Raw genomic sequence first — 22,104 nt, forward strand, 5'->3', positions numbered from 1 at the left:
CTGTGGCTGTTCTAAAACGTCAGGGGGATTGCACATGACCATCAGGATGGCCCTGCTCGGCAGCGCCGCCATCGTCGCGGGCTACGCCGCGCCGGCTCTCGCTCAGGCCGATCCGACACCGCAGCCAAAAGCACAAGTCCTGGGGGATGACAGCGACATCGTCGTTACCGGCTCACGAATCCGTCGGCAGGATCTGGCCGGGGTTGGACCGGCCACCGTGGTCACCGCCGAGCAGATCCAAAATACCGGCATCGTCAATATCGAAACCGCCTTGCAGCGTTTGCCGGCCAATGCCGGCTTCGCGGGCAACCAGACATCGGCCTACTGGACCAACAACGGTTATGGCACTGCTCAGGTCAATCTGCGCGGCCTCGGCATCAAGCGCACACTCGTGCTCCTCAACGGCCGACGCCTCGTCGCGGGCGGCACCGGCGCCAATTCCTCACCCGATCTCAACATGATCCCGGTCGTGGCGCTGGCACGCACCGATGTCCTCAAGGATGGCGCGTCCGCTATCTACGGGGCCGATGCCATGGCCGGCGTGGTCAACCTTGTCACGCGCACCGATTATGAAGGCCTGGGTCTCAGCGTCCGACAAGGCATTACCGAGCGCGGCGACGGCTCCGATCTCACCGCGGACCTACTTTGGGGCATTCGCAACGATCGTGGCGGGTTCATGGCAGCAGTCACCTACCAGAAGACCAGCGCCGTCAACATGGCCTCGCGTGCGCCCTGCTCGCTCGCTGAAACGACGCCGGGCTCGCTGAGCTGCGTCAACAGCGCCTCGACGATCGGCGGACGCGCGGTGCTGCCCAACGGCCAACAGATCAACTTCAACCAGGTACCCGGAGGGAACGGGAACTTCTACGAGCCTTACAGTCCCGCCAAGCACAACTTCAACTCGAACCCGTTTCTCAATGCGGTCAGCCCAGTCGAGCGCGTCAGCACGGCCTTCTTCGCGGACTATGCGCTGACCGACGGTATCCAGGCGTTCGGCGAGTTCCTCTATACGTTCCGCAAGTCGAATCAGATCGCTACACCCGGCACGCTGCGCAATCTCTCAATACCAGCCAGCAATCCGACCAATCCGACCGGCCAGAACCTGGTCCTGGCCCAGCGCCGCCTCGCCGAACCCGGCGCGCGCCACTTCTTCCAGGAGACCGATACCTGGCAAGGCACCTTCGGGCTGCGCGGCAAGCTGGCGAACGACTGGGCCTGGGAAGTCGCGGGCAGCTTCGGGCGTAACACGGCCGTCGACGGCTCGACCAACATCGCCAATCTCGAGCGCGTCGCGAACACGCTCGACAGGAGCAAATGCTCCAGCACGGCGGGCGCGGCCATCCCCTGCGGTGACTATCTTGGGTTCGGAGACCTGACACCTCAGGTTCTGGATTATATTCTGTTCACCTCGCGCGATCGCGGAGGCAACGAACTCGGCACGGTCACGGCTGACCTCAACGGCGATCTCTTCTCCCTTCCAGCCGGCGCGGTGTCCTTCGCCACCGGCGTGGTCTATCGGCGCGAAAAAGGCTGGCGCGATCCCGACCCGTTGACGGTGCTCGGCGTGGCGAACGTCAATCAGCAGGATCCTATTTCGGGCTCGAGCACCGCCAAGGAAGCCTATCTCGAGCTATCGGTGCCGGTGCTTGCCAACACAGCTTTCGCCAAGGCGCTCACGCTCGATGGCGCAGTCCGCTACTCAGACTATAATCTCTTCGGGAGCGACTGGAATTACAAGCTCAGTGCCGACTGGGTAGTCAATGACAGCATCCGTCTGCGCGGCACTTATGGGACGGGCTTTCGCATTCCCAACGTGCCGGAGCTTTTCGGCGGCGTCTCGGAAGGCAATCTGACCACGACCGATCCCTGCTCGCGCTACACCTCCAGCGGCAACGTGACCTTGATCGCCAATTGTCAGGCGTCCGGTGTGCCGGCCAACTATACGCAGCTCGGCACCACGATCCTCACCACAGTGGGCGGTAACCAGAGCCTTCGGCCCGAAAGCTCCACGACCTGGACCGTTGGTACGGTGATATCGCCGCGCGGCATCATCCCAGGGTTGTCGCTGACGGCAGACTGGTTCGACATCAAGATCAAGGACGCGATCCGGGCCATTCCCGGCTCGACCAAGCTCGCAGTCTGCTATGCGAGCCAGAACCTGTCGCACCCGTTCTGCAGCGACTTTACGCGCAGCGCGCTGACCGGCGAGGTCACTTACCTCTCCGCCCAGCCCATCAACACCGGCCGCGAGGAGATGAATGGTCTCGATCTGGGTCTGGTGTACAGTGGTGCGGTGGGCGAGGTGAAGATCTCCTTGGATCTCAACATGACCTATCTCAACAAATATGTCGTAAACCCCTTCCCCGGCGGCGCGCCGATCTATTTCGACGGGTTTATCGGGGGCGGCAATGGCGGCTATCCGAAATGGCGTGGTTATGGCGTGCTGACGGCGGAAAAGGACGGCATCAGCGCGACCTGGTCGACACAATGGATCGGCAAGGCGACCGACTTCAACGCATCGGCCGGCGACATCGGCTACCGCACGCCGAACGTCTTCTACCACAATCTTCAGCTTGCCTTCGCGATCGACGAGAAGACACGTTTCCAGATCGGGGCCGATAATCTGTTCGACCGCAAGGCGCCCTATATCCAGAGCTTCACCGATGCCAACACCGACACGATGACCTATGATCTGCTCGGACGGCGCTTCTACGCCGGCTTCCGAACCGCGTTCTGAAGGGCAGCACATGGCAATTCGCTGGCCTTTGGTCATCCGCCGGACGCACAAGTGGCTGGCCCTGATCGTCGGCGTCCAGGTTCTGCTCTGGACGCTGACCGGCTTCTATATGGTGGCCGTCCATATCGACATCATCCATGGCGACGATCTGGTCCGCCCACCGGTCGTCGCCCCCATCGACCTTGCGAGCTTCGTCCCGCCGGCGCGGATTGTTCAATCGGCTCCCGACGCGTCCGAGATCCGCCTGCAACGGTTCATGGATCAGCCCGTCTGGCGCGCGCAAACCTCGGGTGGTCCAAGACTCTTCGATGCAGGTTCGGGACAGCCCATCCCCGATTTGAGCGAGGCACAAATCCGCGCCGCCGCTCGGCGCATCTACAGCGGCACCGGGGACATCGTCGCAGCCCGGCTGCTGACGACGGCGCCACTGGAAATGCAGGCGCGCAAGCCTCCCTATTGGCAGGTCGAATTCGATGCCTGGAACCGGCCAACCCTGTATCTCTCTCCGCAGACCGGTGAGCTGATCTCGCGCCGCCATGCGCTGTGGCGCGTGTTCGATTTCGCGTGGATGCTGCACATCATGGACTATGACGATCGCTCCGACGTCAACAATCCGCTGCTGCGCGTGGCGACCTGGAGTGCCCTTGCCATGGCGCTGGCCGGGGCTTGGCTGCTGCTTTGGTCGTTCCCGCGGCGCAGGAAGAAGAAGGCATGAAGAAAATCCGGTTCACCCCGCTCTTTTTTCGGCGCATCCACAAATGGGTCGGCCTGATCCTGGGCGTGCAGTTTCTCCTTTGGGCTCTGAGCGGCTCGATGATGGCCTTGCTCGATCAGGAGAAGGTCGGCGGACACAGTGCGCAGGCCAGCCATCAGCACGCCCTACCTGCCGGTGACTATATTGCGCCGGCAAAGCTCGCTCTTGATGGTCCCGTGCTCGGCATCGCCTTGCGGTCCCTTGCCACACGCCCCGTCTACGAGCTTCGATCCACCACGGGCACGCGGCTAATCGACGCGACGAGCGGCGCCCCGGTTCGGGTCGACGAGCAGGTCGCGCGCGACGTCGCGACGATGGTGAATGAAGCACCGATCCGCAAGGCAACGTTGCTCGCCGAACCGAATGTGGAAGCGCGCGAGCACGAAGGCACCATGTGGCGACTGGATTTCGCGGACGCAGAGAACAGCAGCGCCTACATCTCCGCCGACACCGGCCGATTCCTGGTCATGCGCGGCGACACATGGCGCACCTGGGATTTCTTCTGGATGCTCCACAATATGGACTATGTGAACCGCACCAGCTTCAATCACCCGCTGATCGTCTTCGTTGCGTTCGGTACTTTGTGGCTGTCGGGGACGGGCTTCTACCTGCTGTTTAAGAGCTTCAGTCGCGCCGACGTGCGATGGTTGCGGCGCAGGCGCAAATCGGCCGTCAAGTTGGGCGCGGGCTGATCGCTAGGTCCCAACAGAAAAAGCCGCCGATAGCTCGAACCGATTGCCCGGGTGCGTGAGCCAAGCGTGCGATACGAGACGTCCGCGACTCCAGGTTCTGCGCGTCATCATTAGCACTGGTTCTCCTTCAGCGAGGCCCAGCATTGTTCGCATGGCTGTATCCGGCATCGCCGCGCACACCCGGTGCTCTACTCGCTCGAGCGGGGCAACACGTGTCAGATATTCATTCGGCGTCGAGGCGCTGAAATCCCTCTCTCCGTAGCGTGGCGCAGCAGATGCCAGCACAAAGCGCTCCTCGACCTGAATTGGGAATTCGGTCTCGTGATGGACGATAAGCGAATGGAAGAGGCGCGTGCCCAAGCCGACTTCCAGCAGAGCTGCCCTTTCCGCATCAGCCCGTATCTCGATATTATAAATGACGCGCGCGCGATAGGCGTGGCCCCTGCCGCGCACCTCCTCCGCGATGTTGCGGATCTCGATCAGCTGCCCGATCGGCCGGGGCTCGGCGACAAAGCTGCCCCGCCCCGCCCGCCGTACCACGACACCGGCCGATTGCAGTTCCCGCAACGCCCGGTTTGCGGTCATGCGCGAGACTTTGAACGTCTCGACGAGCTCGGCCTCTGACGGCGTCTGGTCGCCGGGCTTCAGGCGACCTTCCCGGATGTCCTCGAAAATGCTGTCTTTGATCGCCACATAGCGAGGTTGCTTCTCCGCACCGGCAGCGTCGACCGCGGGTTCGCCCACAGAAGCAGCTTTCGTCCGGGGAGCGGATGCGCGGCTATGGGGGCGAGCGGGAGCATGCATCAAATGACTATACAGGTGGGGGCGAGCAAGTCCCAGTCATTCAAACAGGAAATCACCAGCGAGAGCCGAGGCGTGCGTGATCAATGCCGCGCGAAGACCTTCTGGCCCGAACTGCCGAACGACACCACCGCATAGGGTTGGCGGGCGGCGCCTGCCACTTCCATGCCCTCCGAGCCGATCGGCATCCCCGCCACCGCAATGCCTCTGACGCCTACGGGACGGGTTGCCAGCAGGCGCTTGATATCGGCGACCGGGACATGGCCCTCGATCAGATAGCCATCAACCATCGCGCTGTGGCAGGATGCCAGCGTGCCCGGCATGCCGGCCCTCCGCTGAAGCGCCCCGCGCGACGCATCGTCGCGCATGACGACCGTGCGGCCCAGCTTCGCGCGAAGCGCCTGGGCCCACTTCTCACAGCATCCACAACCCGGGTCCCGGTGGACGACGACATCATTCGCCGCAAGCGCTGCGCCGGGCAGGGCGAGGAACAGCAAGGCGGCAGAAAGACGGGTCTTCATGAACGGCTCCCGGAAGCATGCGATAGGGTTCCTAATGATCTATACGCATTGATGCCCCCTACCCCTCATCACGCTGAAGATTTCACGATGGCGCGCGGCCTCCAGGCGAGCGGCAAGGACACAAGCAGCGCCAGCGACAGACCACCAATCCCCCACAAGACTAAGTGCTGCGCCCCGGGAGCGACGACGGCGATCGCCAGCGGCGCGAGCGCCTGCCCGATGCTGGCGGCGGAATGCTGGAGACCGAGCTTCAGACCCGAAGGGGCTGCCGCACCGCTGATCCAGAAGCTGGTAACCAATCGAAGGGTTGCCGAGCTCCAGCCGGCAGCAACGATGATCCCACTGAGTTCGGCCATGCTCGCGGCGACAGGGAACAGGAAGAGCGCCGCAGCCAGCAGGCCGAGCGTCAGCCCCGCAAGCCGCCTCGGCATGGTCACCAGCCAATCGAGCCTCGCATGGAAGATCTGTGCTGCCAGCATGCCCAATCCGCAGAGACTGAGCATCCAGGCGATCTCTTCGCGGCTCAGCGAAATGACGCTCCGCGTCACCAGGAGATTGACATGCATCGCCGCCAGCCCGCCGCCCGCGACGATCGTGACGAAAAGCAGGATCAGCGTCGCGCCGAGCGTCGGCGCGGGCAGGTCTCCGCCATCGATGCAAGGTGCACACCAGCGCGGCAGACGCACGGCGCAAAGCGCCGCCCCGACGGCACCGATGCCGAAAGCGAGGATCATGAGGGGAGCGCGGGGCAGGATCGCGGCCGAGACCTCCGCCACCAGCGGACCGGCGAGATCGCCCAGAAACAAGAAGGCGGTCAGCCAGGTGAAGCGCCGCGCCTGGTCCGCGCGCTCGTTTGCGGCAAAGCTCGCGCAGAGCAAGCCCAACGGTATGATGGCGGCCGACGCCATCCCCGCCACCAGGCGCAATGCATAAAGCTCAGGCAGCCCGACGAGGCCGATCGGCGCGGTCACCAGGGCGAGGATGACCAGCGCTGCGCGCAACATCGCCCGATAGTCGACCCGGTCCGCGATCCAGCCCCAGAGCGGCGCCGCCAGCAAGGCTGCCAGGGGATGGACCGCGGTCAGGCTCGCGACATGAAAATCATGAGCGCTTGACGATAGCGCGCCACGAGCCGGGTCGACCAGTGCCGGAAGGAAGGCGAGAATGGCCGTCTGTCCCGCCGACGCCGCAGCCGCCGCGAGCAACAAGACGAAAAAGGAGGCCGGCCAGCGACCGTTGGCTTGCGATCCAGCCTTGTCACGCGGCGCGTTCGCGGTCGACCCCTCGAGTGGCCATCCGCGGATCACCACCAGGCGCGCAAGCCGATCACCAGCCGGTGTTCGGATGACCCCTCGCCCCGCAGGCGTCGGAAGCCCGCCGTGCCATCGAACGCGCGCTCCCAGACGAAGCCGATATAGGGCGCGAACTTGCGCGACACCTCGTAGCGCAACCGTCCGCTCAGCTCGACATTGCTGAAGCCGCTGCCGAGCTGCCGATCGCTCGACCGCTTCGAATAGATATTGGTCTCCACCTGCGGCGTAAGGATCAACCGATTGGTGAACAAGACCTCATAGGACGCCTTGGCGCGCGCCGCGAGACGCCCATCGGTTCCTACATAGCCGGTGAGCTGGACGTCGAACCAATAGGGCGCCAGTCCCTCGACGCCGGCGGCCAGCCAGGTGGTCGCACCCTTGCCGAGATCCTGCCTGACCCCGAGCAGCGTGCCCCAGAACGGGTTCTTGCTGTGCCACCACAGCGCCTCGACGCTGCTCTCCGGATCGAGACGTTGGTCGCGGGAGTTCTTGAGCCCCTGGCTGCGCAGCCAGAGCTTGTCATTGTCCTGACCCTTGGTGACGAGCACGGTCCAGCCCACGCCCTGACCCTCGTTGCCGCTGGTGAACTCAAGCTCATCGACAAGTATCTTGGGGATTGAGAGCTTGTCGGCCATCTCATAGCCCGGCAGCGTCGAGTTGCGGTAGCCGTCGGCATAATCGTCCGAGTTGCGCGCGTCCGGCGGGGCCTGGCCGCCCTGCATCGAGCCCATGTCCATCGTGGCGCCGTTACCGGACGCCTTCGTGTCGGTCATATCCATGCCCGGCATGTCCATGCCCGCATGGTCCTGAGAGCCTTGCGCGGAAGGGGTGTGCTGAGCGGGAGTGGCCGTTTGGGCAGGGGTGGCGGCGGGCGACGGGGGCGAGGCATCCTGCGCGAGGGCGGGAGCCGTGATCGCCGGCGCCAGGAAGAGGGCAGCGCCAAGAGCGATGCCGCGCGAGGGGAAAATCCGGATCATGCGACCACCACCTCCCGGAACATGCCGGCCGCCATGTGATAGAGCAGATGGCAGTGGAAGGCCCATCGGCCCATGGCGTCGGCGGTGACGCGGAAGCTCACCCGCTGGGCGGGCTGGACCACGACCGTATGCTTGCGGACCTGGAAGGCGCCGTCCGGGCCTTCGACATCGCTCCACATGCCGTGCAGATGCATCGGATGCGCCATCATCGTGTCGTTGACGAAGGTGACGCGCAGCCGCTCGTTTGGCTTGAAATGAAGCGGCCTGGAATCGTTGAGCTTGATGCCGTCGAGCGACCAGATGAACCGTTCCATATTGCCCGTCAGATGCAGCTCGATGTCGCGCTCGGGCTCGCGCGGGTCGGGATCGCCGCCCGGCGTGCGCAGATCGGCCAGCGTCAGCACGCGCCAGCCGCGCCCGCGCAGCCCGGCGCCGGGATCGTCGAGATTGGTGCGCGGATAGTCGACGCGCATGTCGGTATTGGCGCCATATTCGGTGCGGGCGTGCCGTGCCCTGGCCGGCATCTCGGTCATGCCGTGCCCGGCATGCGCGTCGCCTCCCATTGCGCCCATCGTCGCCATCGCGCCCATCATGTCGACCGGCTCGAGCCAGGTCCGGGCATCGAGCGGCGGCACGGCTGCCGCCATGCCCGGGGCCGGTGCGATCGTGCCACGCGCATAGCCGCTCCGATCGATCGCCTGCGCGAAGATGGTGCGGGCGCCGCCCTCGGGCATGGTGAACTCGACGTCGTAGGTCTCGCCCGGGCCGATCCGGAATTCCTCGACCGTGACCGGCTCGACCGGCTGCCCGTCGGTCGATACGACCGTCAGCTCGACCCCGGGGATCCGCACGTCGAAGAACGTCGCCGTCCCCGCGCCGACGAAGCGCAGGCGCACGCGCTCGCCGGGCGCGGCGATACCGGTCCAGTTGCCGGCGGGCGGCGCGCCGTTCATCAGATAGGTGTAGGTCGCGGCAGAGACATCGCTGTAGTCGGTCGGGTTCATCCGCGAGCTGTTCCACATCCGCCGCCGCTCGAGCGCCTTGCCCAAGCCCATGGTGCCGACATCCTTGAGGAAATCGCCGGCGGTCGGCTGCGCAAAATTATAGTAGCTGCTCTGCTTCTTGAGATTGAGGAAGATCTGCAGCGGCGGCTCGTCCGACCAGTCGCTGAGCACGATGCAATAGTCGCGATCGGGCGCCCGCGCCGTCGGCACCTGTTTTGGCTCCACGATGATCGCTCCATAGAGTCCCGTCTGCTCGGCGAGCGTGTGAGCGTGATACCAGTAGGTTCCGCTCTGGCGGACCTCGAAGCGATAGGTGAAGGTCTCGCCCGGCGCGATGCCGGCAAAGCTGATGCCGGGCACGCCGTCCATCTCCGCCGGCACGATGATGCCGTGCCAATGGATGCTCGACATCTCCTTGAGGCCGTTGCGTACGCGCAGCGTGACCGTGTCGCCTTCGCGCAGGCGCAGGACCGGCGCGGGCACGCTGCCGTTCACGGCGGTCGCGATACGGCGTTTGCCGGTGAAGTTGACCGGCAGCTCGGCGATCTCGAGGTCGAACTCGGTCCCGCTCAGCTCAGCGGGCAAGGTTGGTGCGGATCGCGCGAGAAGCGCCGGGGCGAAACCGGCGACCGCGCCGCCGATCGCCAGCCCCTGGACGAAACGGCGCCGCGCGATCGGCCGGATATGTAAGGGAGACATGAACTGTACTTTCGCGAAGTCGGCTTCAGGCGAGGTCGAGGACGATCCGGCCCTCGATGTCGCCATGATGCATGCGGGAGAAGACGTCGTTGATGTTCTCGAGCCTGTCCGCATGGACCGTGGCCTTGACCTTGCCCTCGCCGGCGAACGCCAGTGCCTCGAGCAGATCGAGCCGCGTGCCAACGATCGAGCCGCGCACGGTAATGCCGTTCAGCACGGTGTCGAAGATCGACAACGGGAAGTCGCCCGGCGGCAGGCCGTTGAGCGCGACCGTGCCGCCGCGCCGGACCATGCCGAGCGCCTGCTGGAACGCCTTGGGCGAAACGGCGGTCACCAGCGCCCCGTGCGCGCCGCCAATGGCTTTCTTGAGCGCTGCCGAAGGGTCCTCGTTGCGCGCGTTGACCGTCAGTGTGGCGCCAAGGCGTGTAGCGAGGTCGAGCTTGCTATCGTCGATGTCGACCGCGGCCACATTGAGACCCATGGCTCGGGCATATTGCACCGCCATGTGGCCGAGCCCGCCAATGCCGGAGACGACCACCCACTCGCCGGGTCGGGCCTCGGTGGCCTTCAATCCCTTGTAGACGGTGACGCCCGCGCAGAGGATCGGCGCAATGTCGAGGAAGTCGACATTGTCGGGAAGGTGACCAACATAGTTGGGATCGGCGAGGACATATTCGGCAAAGCTGCCATTGACCGAATAGCCGGTGTTCTGCTGTTCGTGGCAAAGCGTCTCCCAGCCACCCAGGCAATGCACGCAGTGCCCGCAGGCGGTGTAGAGCCAGGGCACACCGACCCGGTCGCCTTCCTTCACATGGGTGACGCCTGCACCGACGGCGGCGACATGCCCGACGCCTTCATGGCCAGGAATGAAGGGCGGGTTGGGCTTGACCGGCCAGTCTCCTTCTGCCGCGTGCAGGTCGGTATGGCACACGCCGGTTGCCGCAATCTTGACCAGGATCTGCCCGGGGCCGACCGCCGGGATCGGCGCCTCCTCGATGACCAGGGGCTTGCCGAATTCGCGGACGACCGCCGCTTTCATGGTTTTCGCCATGTCCGTTTCTCCTTTTAAGCGGGGGGTCAGAATAGGCCGAGCGCGTGCTCGTCATAGGAGACGAGCAGATTCTTGGTCTGCTGATAATGATCGAGCATCATCCGGTGGTTTTCACGCCCGAAGCCCGATGCCTTGTATCCGCCGAAGGCGGCATGGGCGGGGTACTGATGATAGCAGTTGGTCCAGACCCGCCCGGCCTCGATCGCGCGGCCGAGCCGGTAGGCGGTGTTGCCGCTCCGGGTCCAGACGCCCGCGCCAAGACCGTAGGCGGTGTCATTGGCAAGTGCGATCGCCTCCTCGACCGTCTTGAACGTGGTGACCGACAGGACGGGACCGAAGATCTCCTCCTGGAAGATGCGCATGTGGTTCTGACCCACGAACACGGTCGGCTGCACGAAATAGCCCTGGTCGAGCGCACCGCCCGGCAGCGCCCTGGCGCCACCGACCAGACACTGCGCGCCCTCGGCCTTGCCGATATCGATATAGCCCAGGATCTTGTGGAGCTGGTCCTCCGACGCCTGCGCGCCGACCTGGACCGACGGGTCGAGCGGATCGCCCTGGCGGATCGCGGCGACGCGCGCCACGGCGCGCTCGATGAAGCGGTCGAAGATCGACTCATGGATCAGGGCGCGCGACGGGCAGGTACAGACCTCGCCCTTGTTGAAGGCGAACAAAGTAAAGCCTTCGAGCGCCTTGTCGAAGAAGGCATCGTCCTCGTCGAGCACGTCCGCCATGAAGATGTTGGGCGACTTGCCGCCAAGCTCCATCGTCTGGGGGATCAGATGGTCCGCCGCGGCGTGCATGATCTGCTTGCCGGTGACGGTCTCGCCGGTGAACGAGACCTTGGCGATGCGCGGATTGGCGGCGATCGCCTGGCCAACGGTCCGTCCCGGGCCGGTAACGACATTGAGCACGCCGGGCGGCAGGATGTCGGCGGTGAGCTCGGCGAACATCAGCAAGGTGAGCGGCGTCTGGGATGCGGGTTTGATGACGGTGCAGTTGCCCGCCGCCAGCGCCGGGGCGATCTTCCACGCCGCCATCAGCAGCGGGAAGTTCCACGGGATGATCTGGCCGACGACGCCGAGCGGCTCGCGGAAATGATAGGCGATGGTGTCCGCATCGATCGTCGAGATGCCGCCTTCCTCCGCCCGGATGCAGCCGGCGAAGTAGCGGAAATGGTCGATCGCGAGCGGCACGTCGGCAGCGCGCGTCTCGCGGATCGGCTTGCCATTGTCGATCGTCTCGGCAAGTGCCAGCAACTCCAGATTGTCTTCGAGCCGGTCGGCGACGCGATTGAGAATCCTGGCGCGTTCGGCGGGCGCGATCCTTGCCCATTGATCCTTGGCGGCGTGCGCCGCATCGAGCGCGCGCTCGACATCTTCCGGCGTCGACAGCGCGAACTCTGCGATCTGGGCGCCATTGATCGGGCTCGTGTCGGCGAAATACTCGCCGCCCGCAGGAGCGCTCCAGCGGCCTCCGATGAAATTATCATAGCGGTGTCGGAAGGAGGCCGCCGCGTTAATGGTCCCGATCGCCTCCTCGAACATAACCTGACTCCATCTCTATCGATGGCCTGACGGAGTAATCTCTTTGCCCGGGTGGCCTATAAGTAAGTTCCGCAGAAGGTAGTCTGGTATCGGGGTCGCGGGCTTGAGGGTCAGACACGCCAACAGAGCCGATGACTATTCATCGACTCCTGAACGTATTCGCGCACGCCTGATCGGAATTATGCCGAGACAGGCGTTACTCGGCCGAGTCTTCTTTTGGCGAGGGCGGCGCTTGGCATTCCAATTCTGGCGTTACGCCCGGACGCACTTTAGGCTCACCCAATCGCCTTTCTGAAGCGTCCCGTCCCTCACGCGGAAATGAGCATAATGGTCGTCGAAAATCTGGTCGACTTCGACATGACCGACAAGACGGCGGTGGCGCGGCGTTGCGTGATAGACTTCGAGTATCTGCCCGATGTGCGCGCCATCGGCCTTACCCAGGCAGGCCACTGTGCCGCCCGCATCCATACGGACGATCTTGCCGCGCATGAACAAGCTATGGCCGATACCCTGTGCGAGGAGCGGCGTGCTGCCAAAGAGCAGAAAGCCAACAGCAGCACCGACGCCAAGATGTTTTCGCATCGCTGTTTCCTCTGTCAAGTCAGACGCTCGGACCCGGTTTTGAAAGCTGGGAGCACGGGGCGACGCTGGGCATCGTCAAAGAACTGGCCCGCCGCGGGGGAACGGCGGGCCCTCAGCCCCTGGGGTCTGTTCTCGGGGCTGGAAACCTCACATGTCGCTCATCGGCTTGTCGGCCATGGGCTTGGCGGTCTTCTTCTTCGCCGCCGGCTTGGCCTTCTTCATCGGCATCTTGCAGCAGCCACTCTTCGCCTTACCGGCCATGCCCGAGCCGTTCGATGCAGGCGAGCCGCCGGACATGCCGGCCATCCCCGACATGCCCTGTTGATCCTGCTGGGCCGGTTGCCCCTGCTGCTTCTGCGCGCCGGCCTGATGATCCTTCATCATCTGATCGTGCATCTGCTGCCCGCCATGATCCATGCCCTGCTGGTGGGCATGGGCCGGCGCAGCCTGCGCGGGCGCGGGCGTCGACTGGGCGAGAGCGGTGCCGGCGGCGAAGGTTAGCGTCGCGAAGAGGCTGACGGGCGCCGCGAGAAATGTCGTCTGTCGCATTGAGGGTCTCCGAGTGTTCTTCCTGTTGCCCGATCGACGTTCCGATCCCGGCAATTCCGAAGCTTCAATGCTGCTAGCGAGACGCAGTCTGTATACGTAACTTACGAATCGAAATCCGATCGGCCGTGTGCCTGCTGGAGCAGGCGCGTAAAATGATGATCCGGGATCGATCAAAAATGTGACCCGGCCTGGTTTTCTCGTCCTGAGACCGGCCAGAAAAGCGATTGGCCCGCCGTGGGAACGGCGGACCAAGGCTTCGGTTGAAAGCGGCCATGATCTTGTCCGTCAACCTTGTCGTCTGATGGAATGATGGCAGGGTCAGCAACCACCGTCCGACCTGTGTGACATGCCGGAGGCGCCGTCCTGGTCCTGCGAATCCCGCATCGCCATTCGATGGCCCTGCATCATCTGGCCGTGCATCTGCTCCTTACCGTGAGCCATGCCCTGCATGTGGGCAGGATCGGGCTGGGCAGGCGCCGGCCTGGCCTTGAGGGTCTCCTCAAGATCGGGCATGCCCGGCGGCATCCCGTCCGCCAGCACCGGTCCGGCACTGACGGCGAGGAAGCCGAGAGCTGCGAGCGAAGCGATCATTGCCGTCTTCTTGCGCAAGTATCCATTCCTTCAAGTCTGGGTTTCCCGTTCGATCGAGCATATGCCCGGTCGATTGTCGCCCCTTCCGGAGCTTGCCCGTGAAATGGTGTCACCTTCCGCCTTGCTGTATACGTAATGTGCGAAGTCCGTCTCTGAGATGGCCATAAATTATCGCACTGGCATCGTTGTTGTGCCGATGTGTAACTATGGTTCGGACTCGAGAGCAGGACAGGTCGGCAACAGTGACTAATCCATGGCGGCCAGCAGACGCTCGAGAGGAATAGTGGCAAAAGTGGTGAAGCTGTCAGCAATGGCATAAGGCAGTACCAGCACCCGATTATGTACCATCGCGCCGCAGCTGTAGGCTACGTTTGGCACATAACCTTCGCGCTCATCCATGTCCGACCGCAAAAGCGGTAGCTTCGTCCGCGCCAGCAGCTTCGAGGGATCGTCACGGTCCAGCAGGCACGCCCCGATGCAATAGTTCCGAACGGCGCCGACTCCATGAGTTACGACCAGCCAGCCTTCGTCGATCTCGATCGGCGATCCGCAATTACCGATCTGGACAAACTCCCAAGGCCAGCGAGGTTCGATGGCTTTCGCTCCGCCACTCCAGTCGTGAATGTCCGCGGACGTCAGGAACCAGATATTTTCGTTATCCTCGCGCCCAAGCATGGCAAAGTGCCCGGCAATGCGTCGGGGGAAAAGCGCCATGCCCTTGCTACCGGTGGCATCCCCACGCAGCGGTCTGAGTTCGAATGTCCGGAAGTCCGGCGTGGACAACAACTCCTGCCGGACGGACTGGCCGCTAAATGCCGTATATGTACCGAAATAGGTGGCTCGGCCATCGTCGTCCAGGAAGCGGACCAAGCGAAGGTCTTCGATGCCACCACGCTGGCTGGGGGTTGTCGGAAAGATCACGATCTCCGAGAGATCGTGGCTGCCATCGCACTTGATCCGAATGCCCGCGTCCGGCCCGTCCTCGCCGGAGATGTTTTCAGTCTCCAGCACGAGCGGCATGGGGCTCGGAGGATTGATTGCTATGGTTCCGTCCGCGGCGCAAAACCCGGTGCGAAAGGTGACGGAGGAGATATGCCCCTCGCCCACGCCTCGCAGGGAAAGAATGAATCGGAGAGAGTTTTCAGGTACAGCAGACTGATCAGGATGCAGGACGATGCTCGGATTGAAAAGCGCTGCTGCCTCATAGGAATATTCGTTGCAAAAATGGGCACCGATCAAGAGCGCCTGTTCATGGGTGACCTCGCAATCACAGACGATGATGCCATCAACCTCGTGGAACCGCCGCAAAAACAGGGACGGAACCTCACGATGCCTTCCCGAGAAATCATCAAGAATGCGTTGCAACTCATCGTGGAGCGATGCTGGGTCGAGCGCCAGGACGCGGTCGGCGATGCGCTGCGCACGTGGCTGATCCGGTACCGCATATTTATAGGTTTCCGTCGACGGCATATAGGGTCTGATCACTACCCTTGCTGGATTGGGGCGGAGCAATTCGGGTAGCCGGTTGACAAATTCGGCGGTTGACACTGACTTCTCCAATACAGATCGACCGTGGAGCGTTCACGCAATCGTAAAGATGGTGCTCGGCATTACCCGACTATCGGGTGGCGGCACGGAAGGCTCCGGCGATGGCGGGTGCGATGATTTCCGCCGTTGCCGGATACTCGGACTTTGTGCCACGTGCCATGATCGCTGTCCTGGCGTAGTTGTCGGACACACAAGCTGTGACCGGGGGCTCTGGCCTGAACGTGACTATGTGGGGCACGTGCGAAGCGCGCCGCTCAGCTCGACATGTCCGCCATCGTTCGGCAGCTCGCCGCGCATTTCTTGCAGGTGGCCGAGCAACGCGCGATCCGCTGGTCCGCGCTATGGCGTCCGCATTCCTCGGCGCAGCGCTCGCAAGCGTCGGCGCAGGCGCGGCAGACGATGCGGTGCAGGGCAGATTCCCGCAGCATCGAGTTGGCGGTCGCCTGGCACAGTTCCGCACAGTCGTTCAGCATGGCGATCAGCGACGCCGTAGCTGACGCGCCGCCTTGCTTCGTCAGCCAAGCGGCGGTTTCCAGGCACATGCGGTGCGAAGCCACGCAATCGTCGATGCAGTCCGTCATCGACATCGCCATCCCTTCCATTCGATGCTGCTGCGCCGCCGCCGGCACAGCCAGCGTTCCGGCGGCGGCAAGGCCGGCGCCGGCCATCAGCAATTCGCGTCTCTCGATCATCATGCACCTCCCATCTGCTATCCCTTGAGCGCTGTGCCGCATCCGGCGGCCTCAGCCGTCGCAGGCGACCCATCCGACGCCGCACGCGCCTTCTCCCGCGCCATCCGGGTTTCCTCCCAGGGCCAGTGGCCGTTGATCTCGACCCCGAGCGAGATGCTCAGGAAGGTCCGCACCAGCACCAGCCCGGCCAGAACGATGAGATCGTCGAGCGTTGGGTTGATCACCAGCGACTTGACGATGTCGCCGGCGACCAGAAATTCCAGGCCGAGCAGGATGCTGCGGCCGAGCGCCGAGCGGAACGCGCTATAAGCCTCGGTCCGGTCGCCCGCCCTCGCCCGCCGCGCAAACAGAAAGGTTGCGAGCCCCGCGCCGACCAGGATGGTCAGCGTGCCCGCCAGTTCCAGGCCAATCACCGCGAGCCGGAAGAAGGCGCTCAGCCAGTCGGCCTCAATGGTGATCATACCAGCCTCGCTTGCGGATATTGTTGAAGCTGTCGGTGGCGTGACAGGCATAGCATTGGTCGACGCGCGCCTTCGATCCGGCTGCGCGCTGCGAGACCATGCTGAAATGCTCCATGAAGTGACTCGGCGGCGCCTTGTGGCACTCGGCGCACTGCGTCGAATTGACCGATGGATGGCGATAATTGACGATCTTCCAGCTGTCGGTCTTGTGGCAGCTCGCGCAGTCGGTGCCGAACAGGGCCTGGTGCGGATCGCGGAACGCATGGCAGCTCGCGCAATTGAGCGCGGTCTCGGGAGTCAGGCTTCTAGTGTTTGTCGACATGCCCGCCGAAGGCTGCCGCCACTTTGCCATGTCGAGCAAGGCGGCGTGATCCATGCGGATGATGCCGCGCTCTCCCTCATGTTCGACGTGGCAGGAGGTGCACTGCGTCGCTTTCGCGTGGAACTGAGTCGACTGCTTCGTCCCGAAATCCGTGCCCGCATGGCAGGTGAGACAGGTCCGGGTTTCGACGCCCTTGCCCGGCGTGTGGCAGGCCGTGCATTGGCCGGCGAAGGACTGGTGCGCGCTCGAGAGCGGGCCGGGCGAGACGAGCTGCGCCATCAGGCCGGCATCCCTCGGCGCGTCCGATCGCATCCGGATCGCGACCGCGGCGACCATCACCAGCAGGGCCGCGATGAAGACGGCGTAGGAAAGACGCTGCCAGCTCATAGCCAGCGCAGCCCGTAATAGATCGCCGCGCCGACGTGGAGCGCGAGCAGCGCGAAGATGAGACAGCCCAGCAGGATGTGCAGGAACCGCCATCGCGCGAACAGGGTGTTGGTCGCCTCTTCGGCGCGGATCGCGAATTCGGTATCGGCCAGCGCCGCGGCGATCCCCGCCTTGTCCTGGGGGTGCTGGCCCGCGGGCGCATCCCCGGCGACGAACAGATAGCGCCTCCAGCCCGACAGCGGCGCGGCTGCGGTATCGGCCTGCGTCGGCGCGGCCGGCTCCTCGAGGAAGGCGGCGCGAAGCGAAGCCAGTTCCGACCTGCGTCCGCGCAGCGCCCGACCAAGCTGGGCAAGCAGGTAGCGGCCGATGAAGCCGGTGATGACCGTCATCAGCAGAAGGATGGTCAGAAGCAGTCCGACCGGGCTTTCGAGCTTGTGCGCGGCGTGGACCAGACCCAGGATCGGCGCCAGCACGCCGGCATAGATGTGGATGGCGAGCAGGGTCGGCTTGCTGACGAGCCGGGAGAGCGCCTTGTCGACCCAGGCGATATGCTTGGCCGCGACATAGGGAAGCGTCAGCAGCATCAGCACGAGCGCTGCGATCCCGATGATCCCGCCGGCCAGGCTGCCCGGAAAGCGCGGTGACACATGCACGAGGTAGCCGAACGGGAACAGCAGCAGGAACGCGACCAGCAGGCCGACGGCGATGTCGCTGCGTTCGCGCATCAGGCTTCGACCACGAGCGGCGTGCCCGTGCCCTTCGCCTGGCACGCGAGCACATAGCCCTGCGCCTTGTCGGCGGGCGCGAGGCCGGACTCGACCTCCATCGTCACCTCGCCCTGCAGCAGCTTGACGACGCAGGCGCCGCATGTGCCCGCACGGCAGGCATAGGGGATCTCGACGCCCGCGCCCTCGGCCGCCTCGAGCACGGTCTCGTCCGCGGGCAAAGCCGCCGACACCCCCGACACGGAGAAGGTCACCGTGCTCGGTGCCACCTCGGCGCTCGGGGCCGGCTTAGCTGCTGGCGCGGGCGCGGGCTTGACCTCGAGATCCTCGTGGTCGGCCGGCAGCGAGGCCGGACCGAACGCCTCGGTGTGCAGCTGCGCTTCGGGGACGCCGAGTTCCGCCAGCACGCCGCGCATCGCGCCCATCATCGCCGGCGGGCCGCACATATGGATCCGCCGGCTCGCGATCTCCGGCACCGCGGCCAGGATCATCTCGCGGGTGATCGGCCCTTCGGGGCCCATCCAGACGGTGCCGGGCGCGCGCTGCATCGCGGCGACGACATGGAGGTTGGGAAAACGGCGTTCGAGCCGTTCGAGCTCGTCGCGGAACACGAATTCCTCGGTCGACCGTGCGCCGTAGAAGAAGAAGATATCACCCTTCCACGCGGTGTCGGTGAGATAGCGCAGCACCGACATCATCGGGGTGATGCCGACCCCGCCCGCGATCAGCACGATGCTCTGGGCATCCGTTCCCGTGAAGGTGAAGGCGCCGAACGGTCCGCTGACCTTCAGCAGATCGTCGGCGACGACCTTGTCGTGCAGGTATCGCGAGACCACGCCCTGCTCCTCGCGCTTGACCGTCAGTTCGACATAGGCCCGCTGGGTCGGCGAAGAGGCGATCGTGTAGGAACGGCGCGCGGTCTTGCCCGCTTCGGGCTCTACCTCGACCTGCAGGAACTGGCCCGGCAGGAAGTCGAACGGCAGCCGGTCGGCGGCCGGGTCCGCGAGCCGGAAGGTCAGCACGCTCGGCGTCTCTCGCACGATCTGGACCACGCGCAGCTGCCCCGCCCAGCTTTTGGGCTTGCGCAGCGAAGCTCCCGCGGGCGCGGCCGCATTGCTCGAGGCGAGCCCGGCGCTGCCGGCAACGGGGGCAGGTGCGTGCGCGAGCTTCGCAGCGGGCGGGACAGCCTTCGGCTCCGGCTTTTCCGAGGTCTTGGCGGTGGCGACACCGCCGGCGATCGCCCCGATCCGCCGGAGGCGGAAGATCTGCAGCGCGATCAGCGTGGCGCTCACCAGCCCCAGGAAGAGCATGAGAAGGAGGTGTGAGGGCGAGATGCCGAACCAGTGGTCGGCATGGCCGGGCGCGGCCTGGTCGATGTCGAGCTGATCGCGCAGCCAGGCAAGGCCGACCTCCCGGGGCGGCTGCAAGCCCCCGATCGCGCCCTGCGCGGCGGTGCCGGACCGGAACAGGTCGGTTCCATCGCGCAGGCGGCGCGCCGCATCGAGCCGGGCCGAGACCGTGGTTGCACGCGCGCCGTCGGCCGAGGCGGCGTTGATCATCGCCAGACCGGTGCTTACCCGTTCGCCGGCCTGCGCAGCGACCCGCTGCCTTGCCGCTTCGTCGAGCGCGGGAAAGGCGAGCAGCTGCGAGATGAAGCCGGTCCGGCGCGATTCGTGGCCGTGCTCATTCTCCCCTTCCCCATTGATCATGCGATCCATCATGGGGTTCATCATCTTCGCCATGTCCGACGACCCCGGCTCTGCCGGTGCGGACATGCCCCCGCCGGCCGGCATGCCTGCGCCATGATGCGCGGCATGATCCTCGCCCTCCTGCGCGCCCGCGCTCGCGCTCGCGGACAGGCTGAGAGCGATTGCGCAGCCGAGGCTCAAGCGTCGAAGGCTGATCCGCCTGGACATCCTCATCCCCTTAGTGTGCGAGCCTACATATCCTTCATCGGCATCGCCGCATTGCCCGGCGCGGGATCGGGTGCCGGCGCGGTCTGGTTGCCGGCCCCGGCGCGCATCGCGTCATGGTCCATCGCCTGACGGTGATGCCGCTCCATCTCGGCCTGGTTGCTCATCGCGTCCATCGACGCCGCGTCTGCAGCGTTGCCGCTGTCGGTCAGGACCGGGGTGGCGGCGACGCTGTTCGCCGCGGGCGGCACCGTCTGGTCGGCCTGGCGGTCGCAGCCCGAAAGCGCGAGCGCCAGCAACAGGCTTCCGCCGACAAGCGGAAGGGCTTTTTTCGCATGGTTGATCATAGCTTGCTCCTTGGCTTGAAAACTGTGGTCCCGGGCGCCGGGGATGGCGCCCGGACCGGCTCATTGCGCGCTGCGCAGGATCTGAAGGCACCGGTCGTGCGAGAGGTTCATCGGGTTGCGCCCCTGCCCCTTCATCTCGCCATGATCATGCGGCGTCTGGAGACCCATATTGCCCTCCATCGCCCGGCAACTCTCGACCTGCGCCGAGGTCGGCCGCGTGGTTACACAGGCGCCTAGAAGCAGCGCCGGCGTGAGGACGGCGATCAAACGCATTTTCGTCATGACAAAACCCCTTTCGCTAGTGATGATCGTTCGTCCTGCGCTGCCTGATGTTTCTTGTTATGCTGCTGGTCTTTCCGCCGCGCCGTCAGGAAGGCGAGGATCGGGCAATCGGAGACGGGCACTTCGCCCGGGCATTCGTCGGCGAGCATCCGCAGCATGTCGCGGATATCCGACAGGCGCTCGAGCCGGGCTTCGGCGTCAGCGATCTTGGCAAGCGTGATATCGAGCACGGCCTGGGCATGCGCGGTGTCCGACGCCCTGAGCGCCAGCAGCTGCCGGGCCTGTTCGAGTGTGAAACCAAGCTCCTGCGCCGAGCGGATGAAATTGACGCGCTCGAGGTCGGTCGCGTCGTAGAGCCTGTAGCCCGCTGCCGTGCGCGCGGGCTCGCGCAGCAAGCCCATCCGCTCATAATAGCGGATCGTATCGCGGCCCACGCCTGCCGCGGCGGCCAGTTCGCCGATCTTGAAATTGCCCATGTCATCCGCTCGATCATGCCGGTAGGACCATGGTCCAGGGTCAAGCGGTTTCGCCTCGATCCCGAACGGTCCGTTGCCGCCGGCAACCCGCTGCCCCGATGCCTCGCATCAGGGCAGCGTGTGCCGCCGGGCCACCGGCGCGTCAGTTCTTGCGAAGCTCGACGATGTCGTGCTTGGCAGGCGTACCGTCGGCGACGGACACATGCGCGAAGTGATCATCGAAGATATGATCGATCGTCACATGGCCGACGAGCTGGCGGTGATAGGTCGGCGCCACGCCCTTGGGCGGACCCGGATGGGTCACGACGCGATAGACCTCGAGCTTCTGGCCGACCTCGGCGCCATCGGCCTTGCCGATGCAGACGACCGTGCCGTTGCTGCCCGTGTCGACGATCGAGCCGCGCATGAACAAGCTGTGCCCGATGCCCTGGGCCATAGCGGGGACGGCAGCAAGCATCGAAATGCCGGCAAGCCCGACCATGAGAGTTTTTCTGACCATATTCACCTCCTTGGATGGTAAGCCACCGCCCGGACCTGCCGGGGGGAAGAGCGTCTCTTCAGGCTTGGGACTACGGTCCCGGGTCCAGCCTCGATATACGTAGAGGCCGCAGCCGGTCTTCTTCCCCGGGCCAGATCTTTATTGACGCGGAGTTGACGGAATCAGCCGTCAGCACTTCAAAACCCGCGCGGCGCGAGACTTTGGTTGGCTGCGCCAGCGAAACCCGCTAGATATCGAGGCTCGTGAAACGCCTGCTCGCCCTTCTGCTCGTCATCGGAGCGCTGTCCGGTCTCTTCGGAGCCCAGATGGCGGCCGCGCACAGCGTGCCGCAGGCGGCAGGCGCGCCGCTGGCCAAGGGCATGGATGCAGACTGCATGGCAATGATGGCCAAGCAGCAGCCTGCGCCCAGCGAAAAGCCTTGCAAGGGCCTGACGCTCGATTGCATCGCCGCGATGGGGTGCGTGATCCCGCTGGTCGCAGCGGACCTGGCAGGCGGCGTTGCGCCTGCGCGTCTCTACGACGCGGCCAGCTTCTGGACGACCGACACGATATTGACCGGCAAGGCGGTTGTGCCCGAGCCGGATCCTCCCACCAGCCTTGTCTGATTGAACGAGCACGGGCTGCGCGCATCGAT

General features: G+C 64.8%; 24 protein-coding genes. 4 read left to right on the plus strand and 20 right to left on the minus strand.

The genetic code is table 11. From position 1 onward, the window contains the following. Nucleotides 1-34 precede the first annotated feature (34 nt). The 3 genes from LDN95_RS13850 to LDN95_RS13860 are packed head-to-tail and all read left to right on the plus strand — an operon-like array spanning nucleotide 35 to nucleotide 4,183. Entirely contained in the window at nucleotides 35-2,737 is a 2,703-nt protein-coding gene (locus LDN95_RS13850; protein WP_015449259.1) for a TonB-dependent receptor domain-containing protein, read from the plus strand. A 10-nt stretch (nucleotides 2,738-2,747) separates the two neighbouring features. Next, nucleotides 2,748-3,452: a PepSY domain-containing protein gene (locus LDN95_RS13855; RefSeq protein WP_015449260.1), complete on the plus strand. Its 705-nt coding sequence runs from the start codon at nucleotides 2,748-2,750 to the stop codon at nucleotides 3,450-3,452. Further along, nucleotides 3,449-4,183: a PepSY domain-containing protein gene (locus LDN95_RS13860; RefSeq protein ID WP_004213137.1), complete on the plus strand. Its 735-nt coding sequence runs from the start codon at nucleotides 3,449-3,451 to the stop codon at nucleotides 4,181-4,183. The genes LDN95_RS13855 and LDN95_RS13860 overlap by 4 nt, the downstream gene beginning before the upstream one ends. A gap of 3 nt (nucleotides 4,184-4,186) precedes the next feature. Here the strand turns inward: LDN95_RS13860 and hutC are convergent, their stop codons facing one another. From hutC to LDN95_RS13960, 20 genes are all read right to left on the minus strand, one after another. Continuing rightward, complete coding sequence (gene hutC, locus LDN95_RS13865; RefSeq protein WP_230588639.1) at nucleotides 4,187-4,876, minus strand: histidine utilization repressor; 690 nt, start codon at nucleotides 4,874-4,876, stop codon at nucleotides 4,187-4,189. Nucleotides 4,877-5,067: 191 nt separating this feature from the next. Continuing rightward, on the minus strand, nucleotides 5,068-5,505 hold the full coding sequence (locus tag LDN95_RS13870) for a DUF411 domain-containing protein (protein WP_004213035.1): 438 nt from the start codon (nucleotides 5,503-5,505) through the stop codon (nucleotides 5,068-5,070). 68 nt (nucleotides 5,506-5,573) lie between these two features. After that, entirely contained in the window at nucleotides 5,574-6,815 is a 1,242-nt protein-coding gene (locus LDN95_RS13875; protein ID WP_015449261.1) for an MFS transporter, read from the minus strand. Beyond that, on the minus strand, nucleotides 6,809-7,795 hold the full coding sequence (locus tag LDN95_RS13880; protein ID WP_174544608.1) for a copper resistance protein B: 987 nt from the start codon (nucleotides 7,793-7,795) through the stop codon (nucleotides 6,809-6,811). The genes LDN95_RS13875 and LDN95_RS13880 overlap by 7 nt, the downstream gene beginning before the upstream one ends. Then, entirely contained in the window at nucleotides 7,792-9,498 is a 1,707-nt protein-coding gene (locus LDN95_RS13885) for a copper resistance system multicopper oxidase (RefSeq protein WP_015449263.1), read from the minus strand. Before LDN95_RS13885 ends, LDN95_RS13880 begins: the two co-directional genes overlap by 4 nt. A gap of 25 nt (nucleotides 9,499-9,523) precedes the next feature. Beyond that, a complete protein-coding gene (adhP, locus tag LDN95_RS13890) occupies nucleotides 9,524-10,549 on the minus strand; it encodes an alcohol dehydrogenase AdhP (protein WP_037569599.1) in 1,026 nt (341 codons plus the stop codon). 26 nt (nucleotides 10,550-10,575) lie between these two features. Next, entirely contained in the window at nucleotides 10,576-12,096 is a 1,521-nt protein-coding gene (locus tag LDN95_RS13895; protein WP_039335428.1) for an aldehyde dehydrogenase family protein, read from the minus strand. Nucleotides 12,097-12,348: 252 nt separating this feature from the next. Then, entirely contained in the window at nucleotides 12,349-12,678 is a 330-nt protein-coding gene (locus tag LDN95_RS13900; RefSeq protein ID WP_039335426.1) for a hypothetical protein, read from the minus strand. A gap of 147 nt (nucleotides 12,679-12,825) precedes the next feature. Then, nucleotides 12,826-13,227: a hypothetical protein gene (locus LDN95_RS13905; RefSeq protein WP_015449265.1), complete on the minus strand. Its 402-nt coding sequence runs from the start codon at nucleotides 13,225-13,227 to the stop codon at nucleotides 12,826-12,828. 318 nt (nucleotides 13,228-13,545) lie between these two features. After that, complete coding sequence (locus LDN95_RS13910; RefSeq protein ID WP_007406388.1) at nucleotides 13,546-13,836, minus strand: hypothetical protein; 291 nt, start codon at nucleotides 13,834-13,836, stop codon at nucleotides 13,546-13,548. Nucleotides 13,837-14,064: 228 nt separating this feature from the next. Continuing rightward, on the minus strand, nucleotides 14,065-15,288 hold the full coding sequence (locus LDN95_RS13915) for a glycoside hydrolase family 130 protein (RefSeq protein WP_016743863.1): 1,224 nt from the start codon (nucleotides 15,286-15,288) through the stop codon (nucleotides 14,065-14,067). A 332-nt stretch (nucleotides 15,289-15,620) separates the two neighbouring features. Further along, on the minus strand, nucleotides 15,621-16,061 hold the full coding sequence (locus LDN95_RS13920; protein ID WP_015449267.1) for a four-helix bundle copper-binding protein: 441 nt from the start codon (nucleotides 16,059-16,061) through the stop codon (nucleotides 15,621-15,623). Between the two features lie 14 nt (nucleotides 16,062-16,075). After that, on the minus strand, nucleotides 16,076-16,519 hold the full coding sequence (locus LDN95_RS13925; protein WP_007406411.1) for a DUF1622 domain-containing protein: 444 nt from the start codon (nucleotides 16,517-16,519) through the stop codon (nucleotides 16,076-16,078). Next, entirely contained in the window at nucleotides 16,506-17,228 is a 723-nt protein-coding gene (locus LDN95_RS13930; protein WP_039335417.1) for a hypothetical protein, read from the minus strand. The genes LDN95_RS13925 and LDN95_RS13930 overlap by 14 nt, the downstream gene beginning before the upstream one ends. Next, the gene (locus tag LDN95_RS13935; protein WP_017503491.1) at nucleotides 17,225-17,953 is read right to left on the minus strand and encodes a hypothetical protein; all 729 of its coding nucleotides are present in this window, start codon (nucleotides 17,951-17,953) and stop codon (nucleotides 17,225-17,227) included. Before LDN95_RS13935 ends, LDN95_RS13930 begins: the two co-directional genes overlap by 4 nt. After that, the gene (locus LDN95_RS13940) at nucleotides 17,953-19,869 is read right to left on the minus strand and encodes a 2Fe-2S iron-sulfur cluster-binding protein (RefSeq protein ID WP_039335413.1); all 1,917 of its coding nucleotides are present in this window, start codon (nucleotides 19,867-19,869) and stop codon (nucleotides 17,953-17,955) included. Before LDN95_RS13940 ends, LDN95_RS13935 begins: the two co-directional genes overlap by 1 nt. A gap of 23 nt (nucleotides 19,870-19,892) precedes the next feature. Further along, nucleotides 19,893-20,213: a hypothetical protein gene (locus LDN95_RS13945; protein ID WP_039335411.1), complete on the minus strand. Its 321-nt coding sequence runs from the start codon at nucleotides 20,211-20,213 to the stop codon at nucleotides 19,893-19,895. 60 nt (nucleotides 20,214-20,273) lie between these two features. Beyond that, nucleotides 20,274-20,495 (minus strand): hypothetical protein, encoded by a 222-nt coding sequence (locus tag LDN95_RS13950; protein WP_039335409.1) that lies wholly within the window; start codon nucleotides 20,493-20,495, stop codon nucleotides 20,274-20,276. Beyond that, nucleotides 20,492-20,971 (minus strand): heavy metal-responsive transcriptional regulator, encoded by a 480-nt coding sequence (locus LDN95_RS13955; RefSeq protein ID WP_004212654.1) that lies wholly within the window; start codon nucleotides 20,969-20,971, stop codon nucleotides 20,492-20,494. The genes LDN95_RS13950 and LDN95_RS13955 overlap by 4 nt, the downstream gene beginning before the upstream one ends. 142 nt (nucleotides 20,972-21,113) lie before the next feature. After that, nucleotides 21,114-21,470 (minus strand): hypothetical protein, encoded by a 357-nt coding sequence (locus tag LDN95_RS13960; RefSeq protein ID WP_174544455.1) that lies wholly within the window; start codon nucleotides 21,468-21,470, stop codon nucleotides 21,114-21,116. Between the two features lie 242 nt (nucleotides 21,471-21,712). On the opposite strand from LDN95_RS13960, the gene LDN95_RS13965 reads away from it, so the two are divergent. Then, nucleotides 21,713-22,075: a hypothetical protein gene (locus LDN95_RS13965; protein ID WP_039335402.1), complete on the plus strand. Its 363-nt coding sequence runs from the start codon at nucleotides 21,713-21,715 to the stop codon at nucleotides 22,073-22,075. The last annotated feature ends 29 nt before the right edge of the window (nucleotides 22,076-22,104 follow it).

It is taken from the genome of Novosphingobium sp. FKTRR1 (genome assembly GCF_020404405.1).
GTDB lineage: Bacteria > Pseudomonadota > Alphaproteobacteria > Sphingomonadales > Sphingomonadaceae > Novosphingobium.